This is a genomic window from Stenotrophomonas sp. S39 (assembly GCF_016624665.1).
Taxonomy (GTDB): Bacteria; Pseudomonadota; Gammaproteobacteria; order Xanthomonadales; family Xanthomonadaceae; genus Stenotrophomonas.
The window spans coordinates 1-15,503 of record NZ_JACVTT010000103.1 but is presented as its reverse complement, the minus strand read 5'-3'; the positions used below and the strand labels follow the sequence as shown (position 1 = coordinate 15,503).

The following is a 15,503-nucleotide window of genomic DNA, read 5'->3' as shown; positions in this document are numbered from 1 at the left end:
CCACCCGCCCGGCCCACCTCGCAAGGCCAGTCGACTAACAGTCGACTCTACCGACCGGCCAGCCACGAGGGGCTGCGCCGTTGGCTGGAAACTCAGTACCGCTTGATCCCCGGCACCGTGCACCCTTCAATCTGCGAATGCGCCGACACCGCATTCTCCTTCTCGCCGCGCGCCAGGCGCGACTGCTCGATCGTCGCCCAGTGCCGGCGGCACAGCGGGCCCGTCTTCGACCCCAGGTCCACCGCCTTGCGCGCGAAAGCCTCCGCCTCGGCCCACTGGCCCTGCAGCAGCGCGATCTCCGCGCGTTCCTGCAACACCGCCGGGTCGCCGGCCACGATCTGCAAGGCCTGGTCCAGGCTGCCCGCGGCCGCTGCCAGGTCGTTGCCCTGGCGCTGGGCCAGCGCGGTCTGGCGCAGGTCTTCCACCTGCGGATCACGCAGCGGCTGCACCGACAGTTCCTTGTCGTCCGGGCCCGCTGCCGCTTCCACGGCGGCCAGGCGCTGCGCCGGCGTGGTCGTGGCCACCGGCTTGGCGGCCGGCGGCGGGCTGCTCACGCAGGCGGCCAGCGCCAGGCTCAGGCCGGTCACGGCCAGCAGCGGATACAGGGAACGAAGGGTCATCGGCATCACCGGCTGGGAGGAGGAGTGGCGGTGGCAGGCGCTGCCGCCGGCTCGGCCGGCGGTTCCTGCTTGCGGTCCAGGCCGAACCAGCTGCGCCAGCCGCCGCCTTCGCTCTCGCCTCCCTGCTCCTCCGGCAATGCGGCCGGGGCGCAGGGCGCGTAGGCCGGCGCGTAGCCGACCACGAACGGGAAACGACGGGCGTCGGGGCAACCTTCATCGGTGCTGTTGGTACCGGTGCCAGCCACCGACTGCCAGTCCAGGCCCTTGTTGCTGACCTTCAGCGGCGCACTCGGCAGGCGCTGGAAGATGCCCGACCAGACCCGCATCGAGCCGGTGGCGCCGTACAGGCCAGCCTGCTCGTTCTGGTCGTTGCCCATCCAGATCACCGCCAGGTGGTCACCGGTGTAACCGGCATACCAGCTGTCGCGGCCATCGTTGGTGGTACCGGTCTTGCCGGCCGGCTGCAGGCGGCCCAGGCCATCGGCGTTCAGGCGCTGCGCGGTGCCGCTGGCCACCACCTGCTGCAGGCCGATGCTGATCAGGTTGGCGGCAATCGAATCGCCTTCCTGGGCCGGTGCCGGGGTCTTGTCGTAGCGCTTGAGCAGCTTGCCCTGCGGATCAAGCACGCCACGCACGGCATGCAGCGGCTGGATCTCGCCGCCGGAGGCCAGGAACTGGTACAGCTGGGCCATCGCGTACGGGCTCTGGTCGGTCGAGCCGAGGATCACCGCCGGATTGGGATCGGCCTTGATGCCGGCCAGCACGTGGATCAGCTGGGTCACCCGCTCCGGGCCCACGTCCATGCCCACGCGCACCGTGGCCTGGTTGTAGGAATGGGCCAGCGCATCGATCAGGCGCACCGTGCCGTGGCTGCGGTTGTCCGCGTTGCCCGGGCTCCAGTTGCGGCCACGGCCGAGCTGCACCGTCACCGGCGAATCGTCCACCCAGCTGGCCAGCGAATAGCGGTTGGGCTGGGCCAGGGCCAGCAGGTACACGAACGGCTTCAGCAGCGAGCCCACCGGGCGCTGTGCCTCGATCGCGCGGTTGAAGCCGACTTCGGATACCTCGCGGCTGCCGATCACCGCCACCACGTCGCCGTTGTGCACGTCGGTCATCACCAGGCCGGCCTGCAGCTCGGGGCGACGCTTGCTTTCCAGCGACTTGATGGTGCGGGTCACCGCGCCTTCGGCGTAGGCCTGCGCGGACGGCGACATACCGGACATCACGCTCAGGCCGGCGCCCTGCAGGGCCGATTCGGGGTAGTCATGGCCGAGCTGGCGCCGCACCAGGTCGACGTAGGCCGGGAAGCGGTTGGCCGCCACCAGGCCCGGGCTCTTGGGCACGCCCAGCGGCGCCTTCAGCGCACGCTGGTACTCGGCGTCATCGATCAGCGTTGCTTCGTGCAGCTTGCCCAGCACGAAGTTGCGGCGGTCGGTCGCCCGTTCCGGGTTGCGTCGCGGGTCGTAGTAGGACGGGCCCTTGACCAGGCCGATCAGCAGCGCGATGTGCTCGGTGTCCAGCGAGGACAGGTCGCGGCCGAACCAGAACTCGGCGCCGGAAGACATGCCGTGGATCGCCTGGCTGCCGCGCTGGCCCAGGTACACCTGGTTCAGGTACGCCTCGAAAATGGTGCGCTTGTCGTAGCGCGCTTCCATGATCAGCGCATACAGCACTTCATTGAACTTGCGGGTGAGGGTCTGCTCCTTGCCGATGCCGAGCAGGCCGCTGCGGGCAAGCTGCTGGGTCAGCGTGGATGCGCCCTGGCGGCTCTGGCCACCGGAACGGATGGTCACCCACACCGCACGCGCGATGCCGGACAGGTCGATGCCGTGATGGCGGTTGAAGTCCTTGTCCTCCACCGCCTGCAGGCCGGTCACCAGCAGGTCCGGCGCTTCGTTCATGCGGATCAGGCGGCGCTCTTCCTGCTTCTGCCCGTACAGCGTGGCGATGCGCGCCGGATCGAGGCGGGCCGCTTTCAGCGCCTTGCGCGAATCGGCATCACGCAGCGAGCCGATGCTGCCACCGGACAGCGACAGTTCCACCCGCTTGGCGGCGACGTGGCCATCGACATCGTTGTAGCCGCGGCTGGAGATGGTGAAGCGCCCGCCCTGCACCGCGTAGGTGGCCGGGTCCTTGCCCTGTCCATCATCACGGTAGGCCGAGGCGGCCAGTTCGGTCTTCAGCGTGGCCGCGTCCATGGCCTTGCCGGGCACCAGCACCAGCGGGCGCGCGTAGACACGGGTCGGAATCTGCCAGCGCAGCTCGCCGAAACGCTGGGTGACCTGTTGATTCAGGTACAGCGTATAGGGGATCAGGAAACCCAGTCCCAGCGCGACTGCCGCCATGGTCCAGGTGATCAGCCGGCGGCGCCACAGCGGTCCGGAGTCCTGCAGGTCGTCGTCGGAATCGTCGATGTCGTCGGAATCGTAGCGTCGGGGCACGGGAATGCGGGAATGTAGGGTCAGGCGAGTCTACCCCAGCCCTTCCCGCAGGAAAGGTCTGCTATTGGGCCTGTTCAGCGACTGCCCGGTGGCAGCCCGCCCGTCACGCCCCGCACGCCGTCCCACAGGCCCTTCAACATGAACCGCAGTCGAACCCGGCGCGGGGCCAGGAACAGGCCATTGCCCACCAGCTTCAGCAGCAGCCGCGGAATGTCCTGGGCGATCCATACACGCGGGGTGTAGGCGCGGGCGTACAGCAGCACCCGGTTGCGCATGATGAAGTACAGCCGGAACGGCTTGTGCACGATCACCCCGTCCGCCTTCGCGCGCGAAGGCAGCAGTTCCTCGCCGATGCTGTGGCTCATCTGCGCGTCGCAGATGCCGTACAGCGCATAGCCGGCGCGCTTGGCGCGGAAACACCAGTCCATGTCGAGGTTGTCGATGAACAGCCCCTCGTCCATCGGGCCGATGGCCTGCAGCGCCTTCATCGGCACCAGCGAGCCGGAGGTGATGAGGAAGTCGCACGACACGCGCTGCCCCTGCCCACCGCGCAGCTTGTGGTTGAGCGGGAAGCCGAAACGCACGAACGGTGCCAGCACGCCACTGCGTGAATCGCGGAACTGCGGCCCGACCGCAGCCACCGGCCCGTCCTGCGCCAGCTCGACCAGCGCCGTCCACAACACATCGACCATGCCTGGCGCCAGCACACTGTCCTGGTCCATCAACAGCACGTGGTCGAAACCCAGTGCGTCGGCCGTTTCGTACGCGCGGTTCAGCGCGCAGCCGAGCCCCACGTTGCGGGGCGAAGCCACCAGGGTGACGCCGGCCCTGTCGCCCAGGATCGCGGTGACATCGACATCGCCACTGCCATTATCGAACACGACCAGATGGCCGACCTGCTGCAGCACGCTGTCGACCACGCGCTGCAACAGCACCGGGTCCGGTCCGTAGGTGACGATCACTGCACAGACGCGGGACGCGTCGGTGGCGGACAGGCACGCGGGTGATTGCTGGATCATCGGGCCCACCGCATCGCCGGCACCATGCTCCAGCCGGCAGTTGCTTTGAACGCTATGCGAAACATGGCCAGACGGGGGAAGTTGGAGCCGCTGGACTATACCCGACTCCCCTCCACGGCGCAGGGTCAACGCCGCCAGGATTCCGCTCCCACCTGCCGCAGGCGCTGCTCGAACGCGTCCAGTTCCGGCAGGTCCGGCTGCAGCTGGCGCACCTGGGCCACGGCGGCCTCGGCGAAGGCCACGTCGCCGCGGCCCAGGCGCTCGCTGCCGATGGCCAGCCAGCGCTGCGCCAGCCGCACCCGGGCCGACGGCAGGCCCGGTGCGGTCGGCGCCAGCGTCTGCCACGCCTGCAGGCAGGCGCCCGCAGCCTGTACCCGGTTCTGCCGCAGGTTGTCATCGAAACACTGCCGGCTGGCCGGCAACAGGCGCGCAGCGGCCGCCCTGACGCGGGCATCGCGCGGGGCCAGTGACTGCGCCTCGCGCAGTGCGTCGAACGCGCTGTGCCCGGGCGGGCTGATCCAGCGTCCTTCGCGTTCGGCGCGGTCGATCTGGCGCAGGCGGTCGCGCAGCTGCCGCTCGCGCTGGGCCGCGCTCAAGGTGGGTTGCTGCTGCGCCTGCCGGGCCTGCTGCGCACGCTGGATGCGCTGCGCGGCCTGCTGCAGGGCCGCCTGCGATGCGCCCAGTGCAGCGGCCCGCGCACGGTCGGCCTCGGCCGCTTCGAACTGGAAATCGGCAGCGTGGCGCTGGCTGCGCGCCAGCAGTGCCTGCGCACTCTGCTCGCGGCCGCGCAGCGCATTGGGATCATCGGCCGCCACCGCCAGCACCGCCTCGAAGGCGTCGGCCGCGGCCTCCAGCTTCTGCTGTTTCAGCGCGCGCTGGCCCTGCCGCAGGCGCTGGTCCAGCGCACGTGCCAGCGCTTCCTGGCTGGCCGGCAGATCGCTGTGCCCGGCATCAAACTGGCGCGCGCGCTGCAGCAGCGCCGCGGCCTGTGCCAGCTCGCCGCGTGCGGCCAGCGCCCGTGCGCGCTGCAGCAGGTCACTCAGCGCGTCCTCGCGCCCTTCCAGCGCCGGCAGGTTGTCCGGCTGCAGGGCCAGGATGCGCTGGAACAACGGCAGTGCGCTGCTGTCGCCGTCATCCAGGCGGCCGGCCGCGAAGGCATTGCGCGCCTGTGCCAGCAATGCGCCGATACCGGCACCTGCACTGCGCCGTGCCTGCAGCTGCTGCGCCACGGCATCGGCCTGGCCCTGCGGCACCTGCAGGTCGCGGGCCAGGGCGAGCGCCTTTGCACTGCCGTCCAGGTCATCGGCCTGCAGCCGCTCGCCGGCCTGCCGCAATGCCGCCGCCCCCGTGCGTGCCAGGCCCTGTCGCGCCTGCAGGCGGTCGCCATCGAGGGCCAGCGCGGCCTGGTAGCGTTCGCGTGCGCCGCTGCCGTCGTCGGCGCTCAAGCGCCCCGCGGCCAGCGCGCGGTCGCCCTCGGCCAGCAGCTGTTCGATCTGCGGTTCGTCCCAGAACCAGTCCGCCAGCGGCCTGCGCAGCAGCACCAGCGCCACGAACACCAGCACCGCCGCCAGCAGTGCCCAGCGCCAGACCCGGCGCGCATGGCGCGCCTGCAGCCACCACCAGCGCCCCTCGCGGCGAACGCGGTCCAGCGCGGGGTGGTCGGCGCCGTGGCGGCGATGCAGGGGCTCGCGTTCCATGCGTGCAGGGTAGTCGGGGCAGCGTGAAGCTCAGCCCAGACGACGCGCCTCGCTTACGCCCGGCAGGGCATCCAGCTTGCCCAGCAGGTTCGACAGCTGGCCGTAATCGGTCACCTTCAGGCGCAGGCGCAGGTGCGCGCGGCCGCTGTTGCGCACGTTGTCGCTGTGGATGTCGAGCACGTACGCGTCTTCCTGTGCGATCAGGTTGGTGATGTCCTTCAGCAGCCAGCGGCGGTCGACCGCGCTGACCACCACGTCCACTTCGTAGCCGCCGCCGGCCTGGCCCCATTCCACCGGCAGGATGCGCTGCGGGCTGGCGGCGGCAAGCCGTGCCAGCGCCGCGCAGTCTGCACGATGCACAGTGACACCCCGGCTACGGGTCAGGTAGCCGACGATGGGTTCGCCCGCCACCGGCTGGCAGCAGCGCGCCAGCTGCACCAGCAGGTTGCCCACGCCCTGCACGGTGAACTTGGAATTGCCCAGGTTCTCGCGGCGCGCAGTCGGCCGCGGCAGGGTCGGCGCAGGCGCCGGCTGGCTGGCCGCACGCTCGGCTTCCAGCAGCGCGCGGCTGACCTGGTTGGGGCCCGTATCGCCCAGCGCCACCTGGATGTACAGGTCGTCGATGCTGTCGGCGTGGAACTTCTTCGCTGCCGCTGCCAGGTCTGAATGCTGCAGGCCCAGCCGCTTCAGCTCGCGCTCCAGCAGCTCGCGGCCGGCCTGCACGTTGCGTGCACGGTCAAGCTTGTGGAACCAGCTGCGCACCTTTTCGCGCGAGCGGTTGCTGGCCAGGAAGCCCAGTGCCGGCATCAGCCAGTCACGGCGGGGATCGGCCTCCTTGCCGGTCAGGATCTCCACGCGGTCGCCACTGCGCAGGCGGTAGGTGAGCGGCACGATGCGGCCATTGACCTTGGCGCCCCGGCAGCGGTGGCCCACCATCGTGTGCACCTGGTAGGCGAAATCGAGCGGTGTGGCGCCCTGGGGCAGGTCCAGCACCTCATCCTTGGGGCTCAGCGCGTAGACCCGGTCTTCGGTCAGCTCGGCATCCAGCGCGCCGGCCAGTTCGTTGCCCTGCCCTTCCTGCGCCTGCTCCAGCAGCTGCCGCATCCAGGTGATCTTGCGATCAAAGGCTTTTTCCGCGCCCTTGCTGCCTTCCTTGTACTTCCAGTGCGCGGCCACGCCCAGCTCGGCCTGCGCGTGCATGTCATGGGTGCGGATCTGCACTTCAATGGTGCGCCCTTCCGGGCCGACCACGGCGGTATGCAGCGAACGATAGTCGTTGGCTTTGGGGCGGGCGATGTAGTCATCGAACTCGCTGGGCACCGGCGCCCACAGTGCGTGCACCACGCCCAGCGCGGCGTAGCAGGCGGCCACATCGTCCACCATCACCCGCACCGCACGGATGTCGTACAGCTGGTCGAAGGCCAGCCGCTTCTTCTGCATCTTCCGCCAGATGCTGTAGATGTGCTTGGGCCGCCCGCTCACTTCAGCGTGGATGCCCTGCGCGGCCAGTTCGCGCGACAGCGTCTTCTTGACGTGCTCGACGTAGCGTTCGCGGGCGATGCGCGTTTCGTCCACTTCGCGTGCGATGCGGCGGTAGGTGTCCGGCTCCAGGTGACGGAACGCCAGGTCCTCCAGCTCCCACTTCAACTGCCAGATACCCAGGCGGTTGGCCAGCGGGGCATGGATGTCACGGGTCAGCTGGGCCAGCGCGCGGCGCTGCTCCTCATCCAGCTTGTCGGCCGCACGCATGCGCGCCAGCTGGCGGGCCAGCAGGATCGGCACCACCCGCAGGTCGTGGATGATGGCCAGCAGCAACCGGCGCAGGCCTTCGCTGTTGCGCCCGGCTTCGCGGCCGGCATGCAGTGCCCAGACCGGATCAGCCGCGTCCTGGCCGTCCAGCAGGCCGGCCACCGCGGCCTTGTGGCTGCCCAGCGGCAGCGCGTCCAGGTGCGCGCGCAGGCCCGGCAGGTCGAACAGCAGGGCGGCCAGCACCGCGCCTTCGTCGGCCGACAGCAGGGCCAGTGCGTCCAGCGTATCGGCCAGTATCGACAGGCTGCTGCCACGCATCTCGTGCGAGGTATCGGCAGCGTCCCACCACTGCAGCAGGGCTTCGCGCAGCGGCGCGGGCAGCACCGCTGCCGAGGGACGGTTCAACAAGGCTTCCAGGCCGGGGGCAGACGCGCGGTTCACAGCATCGGACATCAAAGACAGAGGCCTCTACGGTAACGCTCCGCCCGTTCAGGAACAATCGCCAGCGCCTTCATCGACGCTCATGTGTTCATGCCGGCGCAGGCCTATGGCGGCGGGCGCGGCACCCTGCTTCCTGACTGGATGGTTCAGACAACCACGCTCGGTTTACAAACCGCTGGGCATGGTCGAGTCCGCTGCGGTGGTGTGCCGCAGCGTGCCTGCGGGGAGTGCCGATGTCGTGGATGGAAAACGTTTCACTCGTCACGCTGCTGTTCAACTTTGCCTTCTTCTATCCGGTCGTGATGGCCTTTTTCTGGATGGTCGGCGGCATCTACTACTACCTGCGCCGCGAACGTGGTGCGCCGCTCCCTGACGCGCCCCCGCCACTGCACAGTGAGCCGCCGGTCAGCGTGCTGGTGCCCTGCTTCAACGAGGCGCGGCACATCGCAGACACGATCCACGCCATCGCTGCCCAGGTCTACCCGCGGCTGGAAATCATCGCCATCAACGATGGCAGCAGCGATGACAGCGCCACCTTGCTGGAGAGCCTGCTGCCGCAGTATCCGAACCTGCGCGTGGTGCACCTGGAACAGAACCAGGGCAAGGCCAATGCGCTGCGCATCGGTGCACTGGCCGCGCGTTCGGAATACCTGGTCTGCGTGGATGCCGATGTGCTGCTGGACCCGCATGCCACGCGCTGGATGGTGGGCCACCTGATCGATGGGCCGCGGGTTGGCGCGGTCACCGGCAACCCGCGCGTACGCAACCGCACCACCCTGCTGGCCCGCATGCAGGTGGGCGAGTTCTCGGCCATCATCGGCCTGATCAAGCGCGCCCAGCGCGTGTACGGCCGGCTGTTCACCCTGTCCGGTGCCGTCTGCGCGTTCCGCCGCACCGCGCTGCATCGGGTGGGCTTCTGGAACGACCGCATGGTCACCGAAGACATCGACATCTCCTGGCGCCTGCAACTGGATGGCTGGGACATCCGCTACGAACCCAATGCGCTGAGCTGGGTGCTGATGCCTGAAACCGTATGCGGCCTGTGGCAGCAGCGCCTGCGCTGGGCACGCGGCGGCGTCGAAGTCCTGCTGCAGCACGGGCGCAGGGTGCTGTCGTGGCGGCGGCGGCGGATGTGGGGCGTACTGCTGGAATACGCCCTGAGCCTGGCCTGGGCCTACACCATGCTGGTCATCGTGCTGCTGTGGCTGCTCGGCAAGGTGATGCCCCTGCCCCGCGCCCTCTACGTGGATACGCTGCTGCCGCGCTGGCACGGCGTCGTGCTGGCCCTGGTGTGCCTGCTGCAGTTCGGCACCAGCCTGCTGATCGAACGCCGCTACGAACGCGGCCTGGCGCGCCAGTTCTACTGGGTCGTCTGGTATCCGCTCGCTTTCTGGACCATCGGTATGGCCGCCGCGGTGGTGGCCCTGCCGCGCACCTTGCTCTCCTGGCGGCAGCAACGCCGCGCACGCTGGATCAGCCCGGATCGGGGGGTTTCATGACGCCACCACCTGTCATCGTCCGGCCCGAGCGGCTGGCGCGCCAGAAGCGCTTCCTGCAGCGCGCAGCCACCCTGCTGGCGTGGTCGGCCTACGCCTGGCTGTGGGTGCCGCTGGTCACGCTGGTCGCCTGGGTCCTGGGCCTGCAGGCGGGCTGGGACCGGCTGTACCTGCAGCGCAACGCGGTCGACCCATTCATCCTCGCCGCGCTGCCGATCATCGCGCTGCTGTGCGGGCTGCTGCTCATCGGCTGGGCCGAGTACAACCGTGCCCGTTTCGCCGATGCCGACCGCCGCCTGCGCCGCTCGGACGTGGCCGACGCGGCAGTGCGGGAACGGCTGCAGGCCCCCGCCCAGGTGATGCATACCCTGCACCGGCACCGGGTGGTGACCGTACGCATGGACGAGCAGGCGCGACCGGTGAAAGCGTGGCGGACACCACGCGGGCCGTAGGGCAGGTGCCGCCTGGCGTGGGCTGCTCTACACTCGGGCCACATCCTGGAGAAACGCCATGTCCCTGCGCCTGTTGCGCCCGCTCTGCCTTGCTTTCGTTCTGTGCACCGTCGCGTTGCCGGCCCTGGCCCAGCGTGTTGTCGAGGGCGACCTGCAGACGCAGATGAGCCACGAGGAATTCAAGGCCGCCGGCCTGGACAAGCTCAGTGCCGCCGAACTGGCCACGCTCAACCACTGGCTGCAGGGCAAGGTCGAAGCGGCCACCACCCAGGCCGTGGCCGCCGTGCGCGAAGAAGCGCGCGAAGAGGGCCGCCAGGAAGTGATCGTCAAGAACCGTGGGTTCTTCGATTTCGGCAGCAATGAACCGGTCACCGGCGTGCTGCAGGGCGAGTTCCGCGGCTTCGGCAAGGGCCGCATCTACACCCTGGACAACGGCCAGGTGTGGGAACAGACCGACGCCACCAGCCTGAGCGGCGTGCGCCGCACGTCGCCCAAGGTCAGCATCTCGCCCGGCATGATGGGCGTGTGGTACATGAAGGTGGAAGGCGTGAACACCCAGGCCAAGGTGCGCCGCACCAAATAACACCGTGACCTTGCTGTAGAGCCGAGCCCACGCTCGGCTGATTGCGATGCATCGAAAGGCAGCCGAGCGTGGGCTCGGCTCTACAGGTCAGGATTCACGCCTGGCGCAGCGCGGTCACCCGCTGTGCCAGTTTCTTGGCCGAGATGCCAGTACGTGCACCCAGTTCCTGCGCGAACAGCGATACCCGCAGCTCTTCCAGGTCCCAGCGCAGCGCCTGCCATTGCGGGCGCTCACGCAGGCCCCGCGCATCGCCTTCACGCAACGCATCCAGGAACGGGGTCAGTTCCAGCATGCGCGCCTGGTCGCGTGGCGGATCGCGCTTGGCGCGTTCAGTGCGCAGGATCATCGCCTTGAGGTAGCGCGGGTACTGCGCCAACGCGTCGGCCGGCGTATCGCGCAGGAAGCCGGGATGGATCAGGCCCACCAGCTGCGCTTCCATGTCATCCAGGTTGCCGCGCGCCCAGCCCATCAGCGGTGCTTCCAGCAGCGGCTTCAGCTCCGCCACCAGGGCCAGGATCGTCTCGGCCAGTTTCAGCCGCGACATCGCCTCGCCGAACAGCGCCTTGGCCGCGTGGTCGCGACGCTGCTCGAAGGCAGCCGCGTCGCGGATGTCCTCCAGCCCTTCGGCCAGCACGGCGTTCATCGCCGCATCAACGAGGTCGCCACGCAGGCGTTCCTGTGATTCGATGGCCGCATACAGCAGGCCGGTCTTGGGCGCGACCGGCAGCTGCTTGCGCGCCTGCTTCACTTTCTCGGCCAGGGCGATCTCCAGCAGACGGCGCACGCCCAGCGGATGGGCCTCCTGTGCCTGCTGGCGGTCGGCGAAGATGCGCAGCGCCACGCTGTCACCCTCGTCCAGCAGCGCCGGATAGGCCGGCACGCCGGCTTCACCCGGTACCTGCAGCGGAATCGGCGTGGCCGGGAACGTGCGCAGCCCATCGGCCGCCATCTCGCGGCCAGCCCGCGCAGCGAAGGCATCACCGGCACGGCCACCGAACGTCGCACGCAGCGCATCGAGGTCACGCGAGGTCGCCAGCACCTTGCCGTGCTCATCGCGCAGGCGCAGGTTCATGTGCAGGTGCGGCTCGATCGAACCAGGCTCGAAATCAAGCGCGGTCACCGTCGCGCCGGTCGCGCGTGACAGGAAGCGCGCCAGTTCACCGCTGATGGCATCGGCGCTGGGCTGCGGGAACGCCTCGAAGAAGGCGCGGCCGAAATCCGGTGCCGGCACGTAGTTGCGGCGCATCGCCTTGGGCAGGCTGCGGATCAGCGCCGAGGCCTTGTCGGCCACGAAGCCCGGCGCCAGCCAGCCCAGCTGCACCGGGTCCAGCGCATTGAGCAGGTGCAGCGGCACATCCAGGGTCACGCCGTCGTCGTCGGCGCCCGGCTCGAAGCGGTAATGCAGCGGCAGGCGCGCCTGGCCCAGCGGCAGGTACTTGGGGTAACGCTCCTGCTCGCTGCCTTCGCCGGGCAGCAGGTCGACCAGCGACCAGTGCAGCGTCCTGCGCTGTTCCGGCGGCAGTGCTTTCCACCAGGTATCCAGGCCAGCAGCCGAATGGATCTGTGGCGGCACCCGGTCCAGGTACCAGCGCGCCTGCCAGTCCTCGTCGGCGACGATGCCGGCACGGCGCAGCTTGGCCTCTTCCTCGCGGGCCAGTTCCAGCACCTTCTGGTTGTCGGCCACGAAGCTGGCGCGGGTGTTGATCTCGCCGGTCACCAGCGCCTGCCGCACGAAGATGTCATGCGCCTCGCCAGGCTCGATGCGGCCGTAGTGCACCGGCTTCTTCGGTGCCAGCACCAGGCCGAACAGGCTGATCTGCTCGGAGGCCAGCACCTGTCCCTGCGCGCGCGACCAGTGCGGGTCGAAGTGCTTGCGCAGCAGCAGGTGCGGCAGCTCGGCGATCACCCAGTCCGGCTCGATCGCGGCCAGGGTCATGCCCCAGACCTTCTGCGTATCCAGCAGGTTGGCCACCAGCAGCCACGGCGGCGGGCGCTTGGACAGCGTCGAGCCCGGGAACGGCAGGAAGCGGCGCTGGCGCGGGGCCTGGAAATCGCCCTTCTCGGTGCGATGGCCGATCTGCGTCGGCAGGCCTGCCACCAGTGCGCGGTGCAGCGTCTGGTAGGCGGCCGCACGCACGCGTTCGCTGAAACCGCCCCCGGCGGGGGCCTGTTCCTTCTGTGCACGCACGGCCACCGGGGCCGGCGCGGCTTCGGCCTTGCCTTCGCGGGCCAGGCGCGCGGCGCGGTGCAACTGGCCACGGGTGGCCTTCACCGCCGCCGCATCGTCACGCGCCGGCGCCGGCGCACTGCTGCCGGCCAGCAACGGTGCCATCGAGGCATCGCTGGTTTCTTCCTTCCAGCCCAGTTCTTCGCAGAGCAGGCGCAGCTGGCGGTGCAGCTCGCGCCATTCGCGCATGCGCAGGAAACCGAGGAAGTGGCGCCCGCACCAGTCGCGCAGCTTGGACTGGGTCAGGTCTTCATGGGCCTGCCGGTAGGCATCCCACAGCCGCAGCACGCCGACGAATTCGGAGCGGCCATCGGCGAACTGCGCATGCGCGCTGTCGGCCGCACCGCGGGCTTCGGGCGGGCGCTCGCGCGGGTCCTGGATGCCCAGGAACGAGGCGATCACCAGCATCGGCCGCAGGCAGCCGGCGGCCTGCGCGGCCACCAGCATGCGCGCCAGCTTCACGTCCACCGGCAGGCGTGCCATCTGCTTGCCGATGGTGGTCATGCGCCGCTCGGCATCGATCGCGCCCAGCTCGGTCAGTTGCTGCCAACCGTCGGCCACCGCACGTTCGTCCGGCGCTTCCAGGAACGGGAAATCCTCGATGCGGCCCAGGCCCAGCTGCAGCATGCGCAGGATCACCCCGGCCAGGCTGGAGCGGCGGATTTCCGGATCGGTGAACTCCGGCCGCGCCTGGAAATCAGCCTCGCCGTACAGGCGGTAGCAGATGCCTTCGGCGATACGCCCGCAGCGGCCCTTGCGCTGGTTGGCGCTGGCCTGCGAGATCGGCTCGATGTGCAGGCGGTCCAGCTTGTTGCGCGGGCTGTAGCGCTTGACGCGGGCAAAGCCCGGGTCGACCACGTACCGGATGCGCGGCACCGTCAGCGAGGTTTCCGCCACATTCGTGGCCAGCACGATGCGCCGGTTCGGGCCGGGGTTGAACACCCGGTCCTGGTCCTGGTTGGACAACCGCGCGTACAGCGGCAGCACCTCGGTGTTGCGGTACTTGCGCCGCTCCAGCGACTGGTGCGCGTCGCGGATCTCGCGTTCGCCGGGCAGGAAGATCAGCACGTCGCCGCGCGAATCCAGGCGGGTGATCTCGTCGATGGCCGACACGATGGCATCGTTGACGGTGCGCTCGCCCTGGTCTTCGCCCTCGCCTTCCAGCGCGCGGTAGCGCACTTCCACCGGGAAGGTGCGGCCTTCCACGCTGATCACCGGCGCATTGTCGAAATGCTGGGCGAAGCGTTCGGTGTCGATGGTGGCCGAGGTGACGATCAGCTTCAGGTCCGGGCGCTTGCGCAGCAGCTGCTTCAGGTAGCCCAGCAGGAAGTCGATGTTGAGGCTGCGTTCGTGCGCCTCGTCGACGATGATCGTGTCGTAGTTCGACAGCCAGCGGTCACTGGCGATTTCCGCCAGCAGGATGCCGTCGGTCATGAACTTGATGCGGCTGTCTTCGCTGACCTTGTCGTTGAAGCGCACCTGGTAGCCGACCAGCTGGCCCAGTTCGCTCTGCAGTTCCTGCGCCACGCGGCTGGCCACCGCACGTGCGGCAATCCGTCGCGGCTGGGTGCAGCCGATCATGCCGGCCTGGCCCCGGCCCGCGGCCAGGCACAGCTTGGGCAGCTGGGTGGTCTTGCCCGAGCCGGTTTCGCCGGCAATCACCACCACCTGGTGGTCGCGGATCAGGCCGATGATCGCCTCGGCTTCACGCGCAATCGGCAGCTGCGGGTCCAGAGTAATGGCCGGCTGCTGTTGCGCCCGTACGTGCCGGCGCTGCACCGACGCCTGCAAGGCCTGCTCGAAGGTAGCGGCCAGCGCCGCATCCTGCGGCTTGGCCTGGCAACGCGAGAGCATTCCCAGCAAACGGCCCCGGTCGCGGCTCATGGCGCCGTCAATGGCGGCGCGCTGTTGGCGCAGGCGGGGCGGCGGATTTTTATCGATAGCGTTCATCAATCGGTTCGTTCAAAACTTTGAAAGCGACCAGTCATCGAGACTGATTTACTGTGAAGGCCAACGATTCCACAAGGAGGAACCCCATGGCGAAGACCAAGAGCACGACCAAGCCCAAGACCGGCAAGCAGAAGCTTGCAGCGGCGGCACCGTCGGCACCCAACATCGATATCGGGATCACCCAGGGCAACCGCAAGAAGATCGCCGACGGTCTGTCGCGGTTCCAGGCTGACGCGTTCACGCTCTACCTGAAGACCCACAACTTCCACTGGAACGTGACCGGTTCGATGTTCAACTCGCTGCACACGATGTTCGAGACGCAGTACACCGAGCAGTGGGCGGCGCTGGACGACGTGGCCGAGCGTATCCGTGCGCTGGGTTTCAATGCCCCGGGCTCCTACCGGGAATTTGCTGCGCTGACCTCGATCGCCGAGGAGCCGGGCCTGACCGACAGTGCGGACTGGCGGGAAATGGTACGCCAGTTGGTGGTCGCCAACGAAGCGGTCTGCCGTACGGCGCGTGAAGTGCTGGATGTGGCGGACGACGCCGACGACGCCCCGACCGAGGATCTGATGACCCAGCGCCTGCAGACCCACGAGAAATACGCCTGGATGCTGCGCTCGCTGCTCCAGTAAGGGTTGAGGGGGGGGGTCGGCAGGGCTTGCAGCCCTGCACCTGCAGAATCAACGTCAACATCAACGTCAAAAGCTGGGTTTCCTGAGGGTTGGCGGGGTGGGTCCGGTGGCAGGGGACGCCGGAACCTGCTGCTGAAGGTGGGTGGGGCCCCCCGGGGGGGGGGGGGGGGGGGGGGGGAAAATAGAAAAAAAT

10 protein-coding genes are annotated in these 15,503 nt (G+C 69.0%); 4 read left to right on the top strand and 6 right to left on the bottom strand.

Annotated features, from left to right (window positions below; genetic code table 11):
- Positions 1 to 92 precede the first annotated feature (92 nt).
- The 5 genes from IAE41_RS19395 to IAE41_RS19375 form a co-directional block, all read right to left on the bottom strand.
- Positions 93 to 626 (bottom strand): hypothetical protein, encoded by a 534-nt coding sequence (locus IAE41_RS19395; protein ID WP_200734215.1) that lies wholly within the window; start codon positions 624 to 626, stop codon positions 93 to 95.
- The gene (gene mrcB, locus IAE41_RS19390) at positions 626 to 3,061 is read right to left on the bottom strand and encodes a penicillin-binding protein 1B (protein WP_200734214.1); all 2,436 of its coding nucleotides are present in this window, start codon (positions 3,059 to 3,061) and stop codon (positions 626 to 628) included. The genes IAE41_RS19395 and mrcB overlap by 1 nt, the downstream gene beginning before the upstream one ends.
- Before the next feature lie 74 nt (positions 3,062 to 3,135).
- Positions 3,136 to 4,080: a glycosyltransferase family 2 protein gene (locus IAE41_RS19385; RefSeq protein ID WP_200734213.1), complete on the bottom strand. Its 945-nt coding sequence runs from the start codon at positions 4,078 to 4,080 to the stop codon at positions 3,136 to 3,138.
- 125 nt (positions 4,081 to 4,205) lie between these two features.
- Positions 4,206 to 5,777 carry a hypothetical protein gene (locus IAE41_RS19380; protein WP_200734212.1) on the bottom strand — a complete coding sequence of 524 codons (1,572 nt, stop codon included), beginning with the start codon at positions 5,775 to 5,777 and terminating at the stop codon, positions 4,206 to 4,208.
- A gap of 30 nt (positions 5,778 to 5,807) precedes the next feature.
- Positions 5,808 to 7,967: a bifunctional (p)ppGpp synthetase/guanosine-3',5'-bis(diphosphate) 3'-pyrophosphohydrolase gene (locus tag IAE41_RS19375; protein ID WP_174214139.1), complete on the bottom strand. Its 2,160-nt coding sequence runs from the start codon at positions 7,965 to 7,967 to the stop codon at positions 5,808 to 5,810.
- 242 nt (positions 7,968 to 8,209) lie between these two features.
- Between IAE41_RS19375 and pgaC the strand changes: the two genes are divergently transcribed.
- Genes pgaC through IAE41_RS19360 form a run of 3 tightly spaced genes read left to right on the top strand, consistent with a single transcriptional unit; the run spans position 8,210 to position 10,498 of the window.
- On the top strand, positions 8,210 to 9,466 hold the full coding sequence (gene pgaC, locus IAE41_RS19370; RefSeq protein WP_200734216.1) for a poly-beta-1,6-N-acetyl-D-glucosamine synthase: 1,257 nt from the start codon (positions 8,210 to 8,212) through the stop codon (positions 9,464 to 9,466).
- The gene (pgaD, locus tag IAE41_RS19365) at positions 9,463 to 9,915 is read left to right on the top strand and encodes a poly-beta-1,6-N-acetyl-D-glucosamine biosynthesis protein PgaD (RefSeq protein WP_200734211.1); all 453 of its coding nucleotides are present in this window, start codon (positions 9,463 to 9,465) and stop codon (positions 9,913 to 9,915) included. The genes pgaC and pgaD overlap by 4 nt, the downstream gene beginning before the upstream one ends.
- 58 nt (positions 9,916 to 9,973) lie before the next feature.
- A complete protein-coding gene (locus IAE41_RS19360; protein WP_200734210.1) occupies positions 9,974 to 10,498 on the top strand; it encodes a hypothetical protein in 525 nt (174 codons plus the stop codon).
- 94 nt (positions 10,499 to 10,592) lie between these two features.
- On the opposite strand, the gene hrpA is transcribed toward IAE41_RS19360, so the two are convergent.
- A complete protein-coding gene (gene hrpA, locus IAE41_RS19355; RefSeq protein WP_200734209.1) occupies positions 10,593 to 14,675 on the bottom strand; it encodes an ATP-dependent RNA helicase HrpA in 4,083 nt (1,360 codons plus the stop codon).
- An 86-nt stretch (positions 14,676 to 14,761) separates the two neighbouring features.
- On the opposite strand from hrpA, the gene IAE41_RS19350 reads away from it, so the two are divergent.
- Positions 14,762 to 15,310, top strand: coding sequence for a Dps family protein (locus IAE41_RS19350; protein ID WP_108753905.1), 549 nt, complete (start codon positions 14,762 to 14,764; stop codon positions 15,308 to 15,310).
- The last annotated feature ends 193 nt before the right edge of the window (positions 15,311 to 15,503 follow it).

Bases quoted from the DNA above. Each gene is read 5' to 3' on its own strand.
- hrpA (WP_200734209.1), bottom strand. From the start codon at position 14,675: ATGAACGCTATCGATAAAAATCCGCCGCCCCGCCTGCGCCAACAGCGC.
- IAE41_RS19380 (WP_200734212.1), bottom strand. From the start codon at position 5,777: ATGGAACGCGAGCCCCTGCATCGCCGCCACGGCGCCGACCACCCCGCG.
- IAE41_RS19360 (WP_200734210.1), top strand. From the start codon at position 9,974: ATGTCCCTGCGCCTGTTGCGCCCGCTCTGCCTTGCTTTCGTTCTGTGC.
- IAE41_RS19385 (WP_200734213.1), bottom strand. From the start codon at position 4,080: ATGATCCAGCAATCACCCGCGTGCCTGTCCGCCACCGACGCGTCCCGC.
- IAE41_RS19350 (WP_108753905.1), top strand. From the start codon at position 14,762: ATGGCGAAGACCAAGAGCACGACCAAGCCCAAGACCGGCAAGCAGAAG.
- IAE41_RS19395 (WP_200734215.1), bottom strand. From the start codon at position 626: ATGCCGATGACCCTTCGTTCCCTGTATCCGCTGCTGGCCGTGACCGGC.
- pgaD (WP_200734211.1), top strand. From the start codon at position 9,463: ATGACGCCACCACCTGTCATCGTCCGGCCCGAGCGGCTGGCGCGCCAG.
- pgaC (WP_200734216.1), top strand. From the start codon at position 8,210: ATGGAAAACGTTTCACTCGTCACGCTGCTGTTCAACTTTGCCTTCTTC.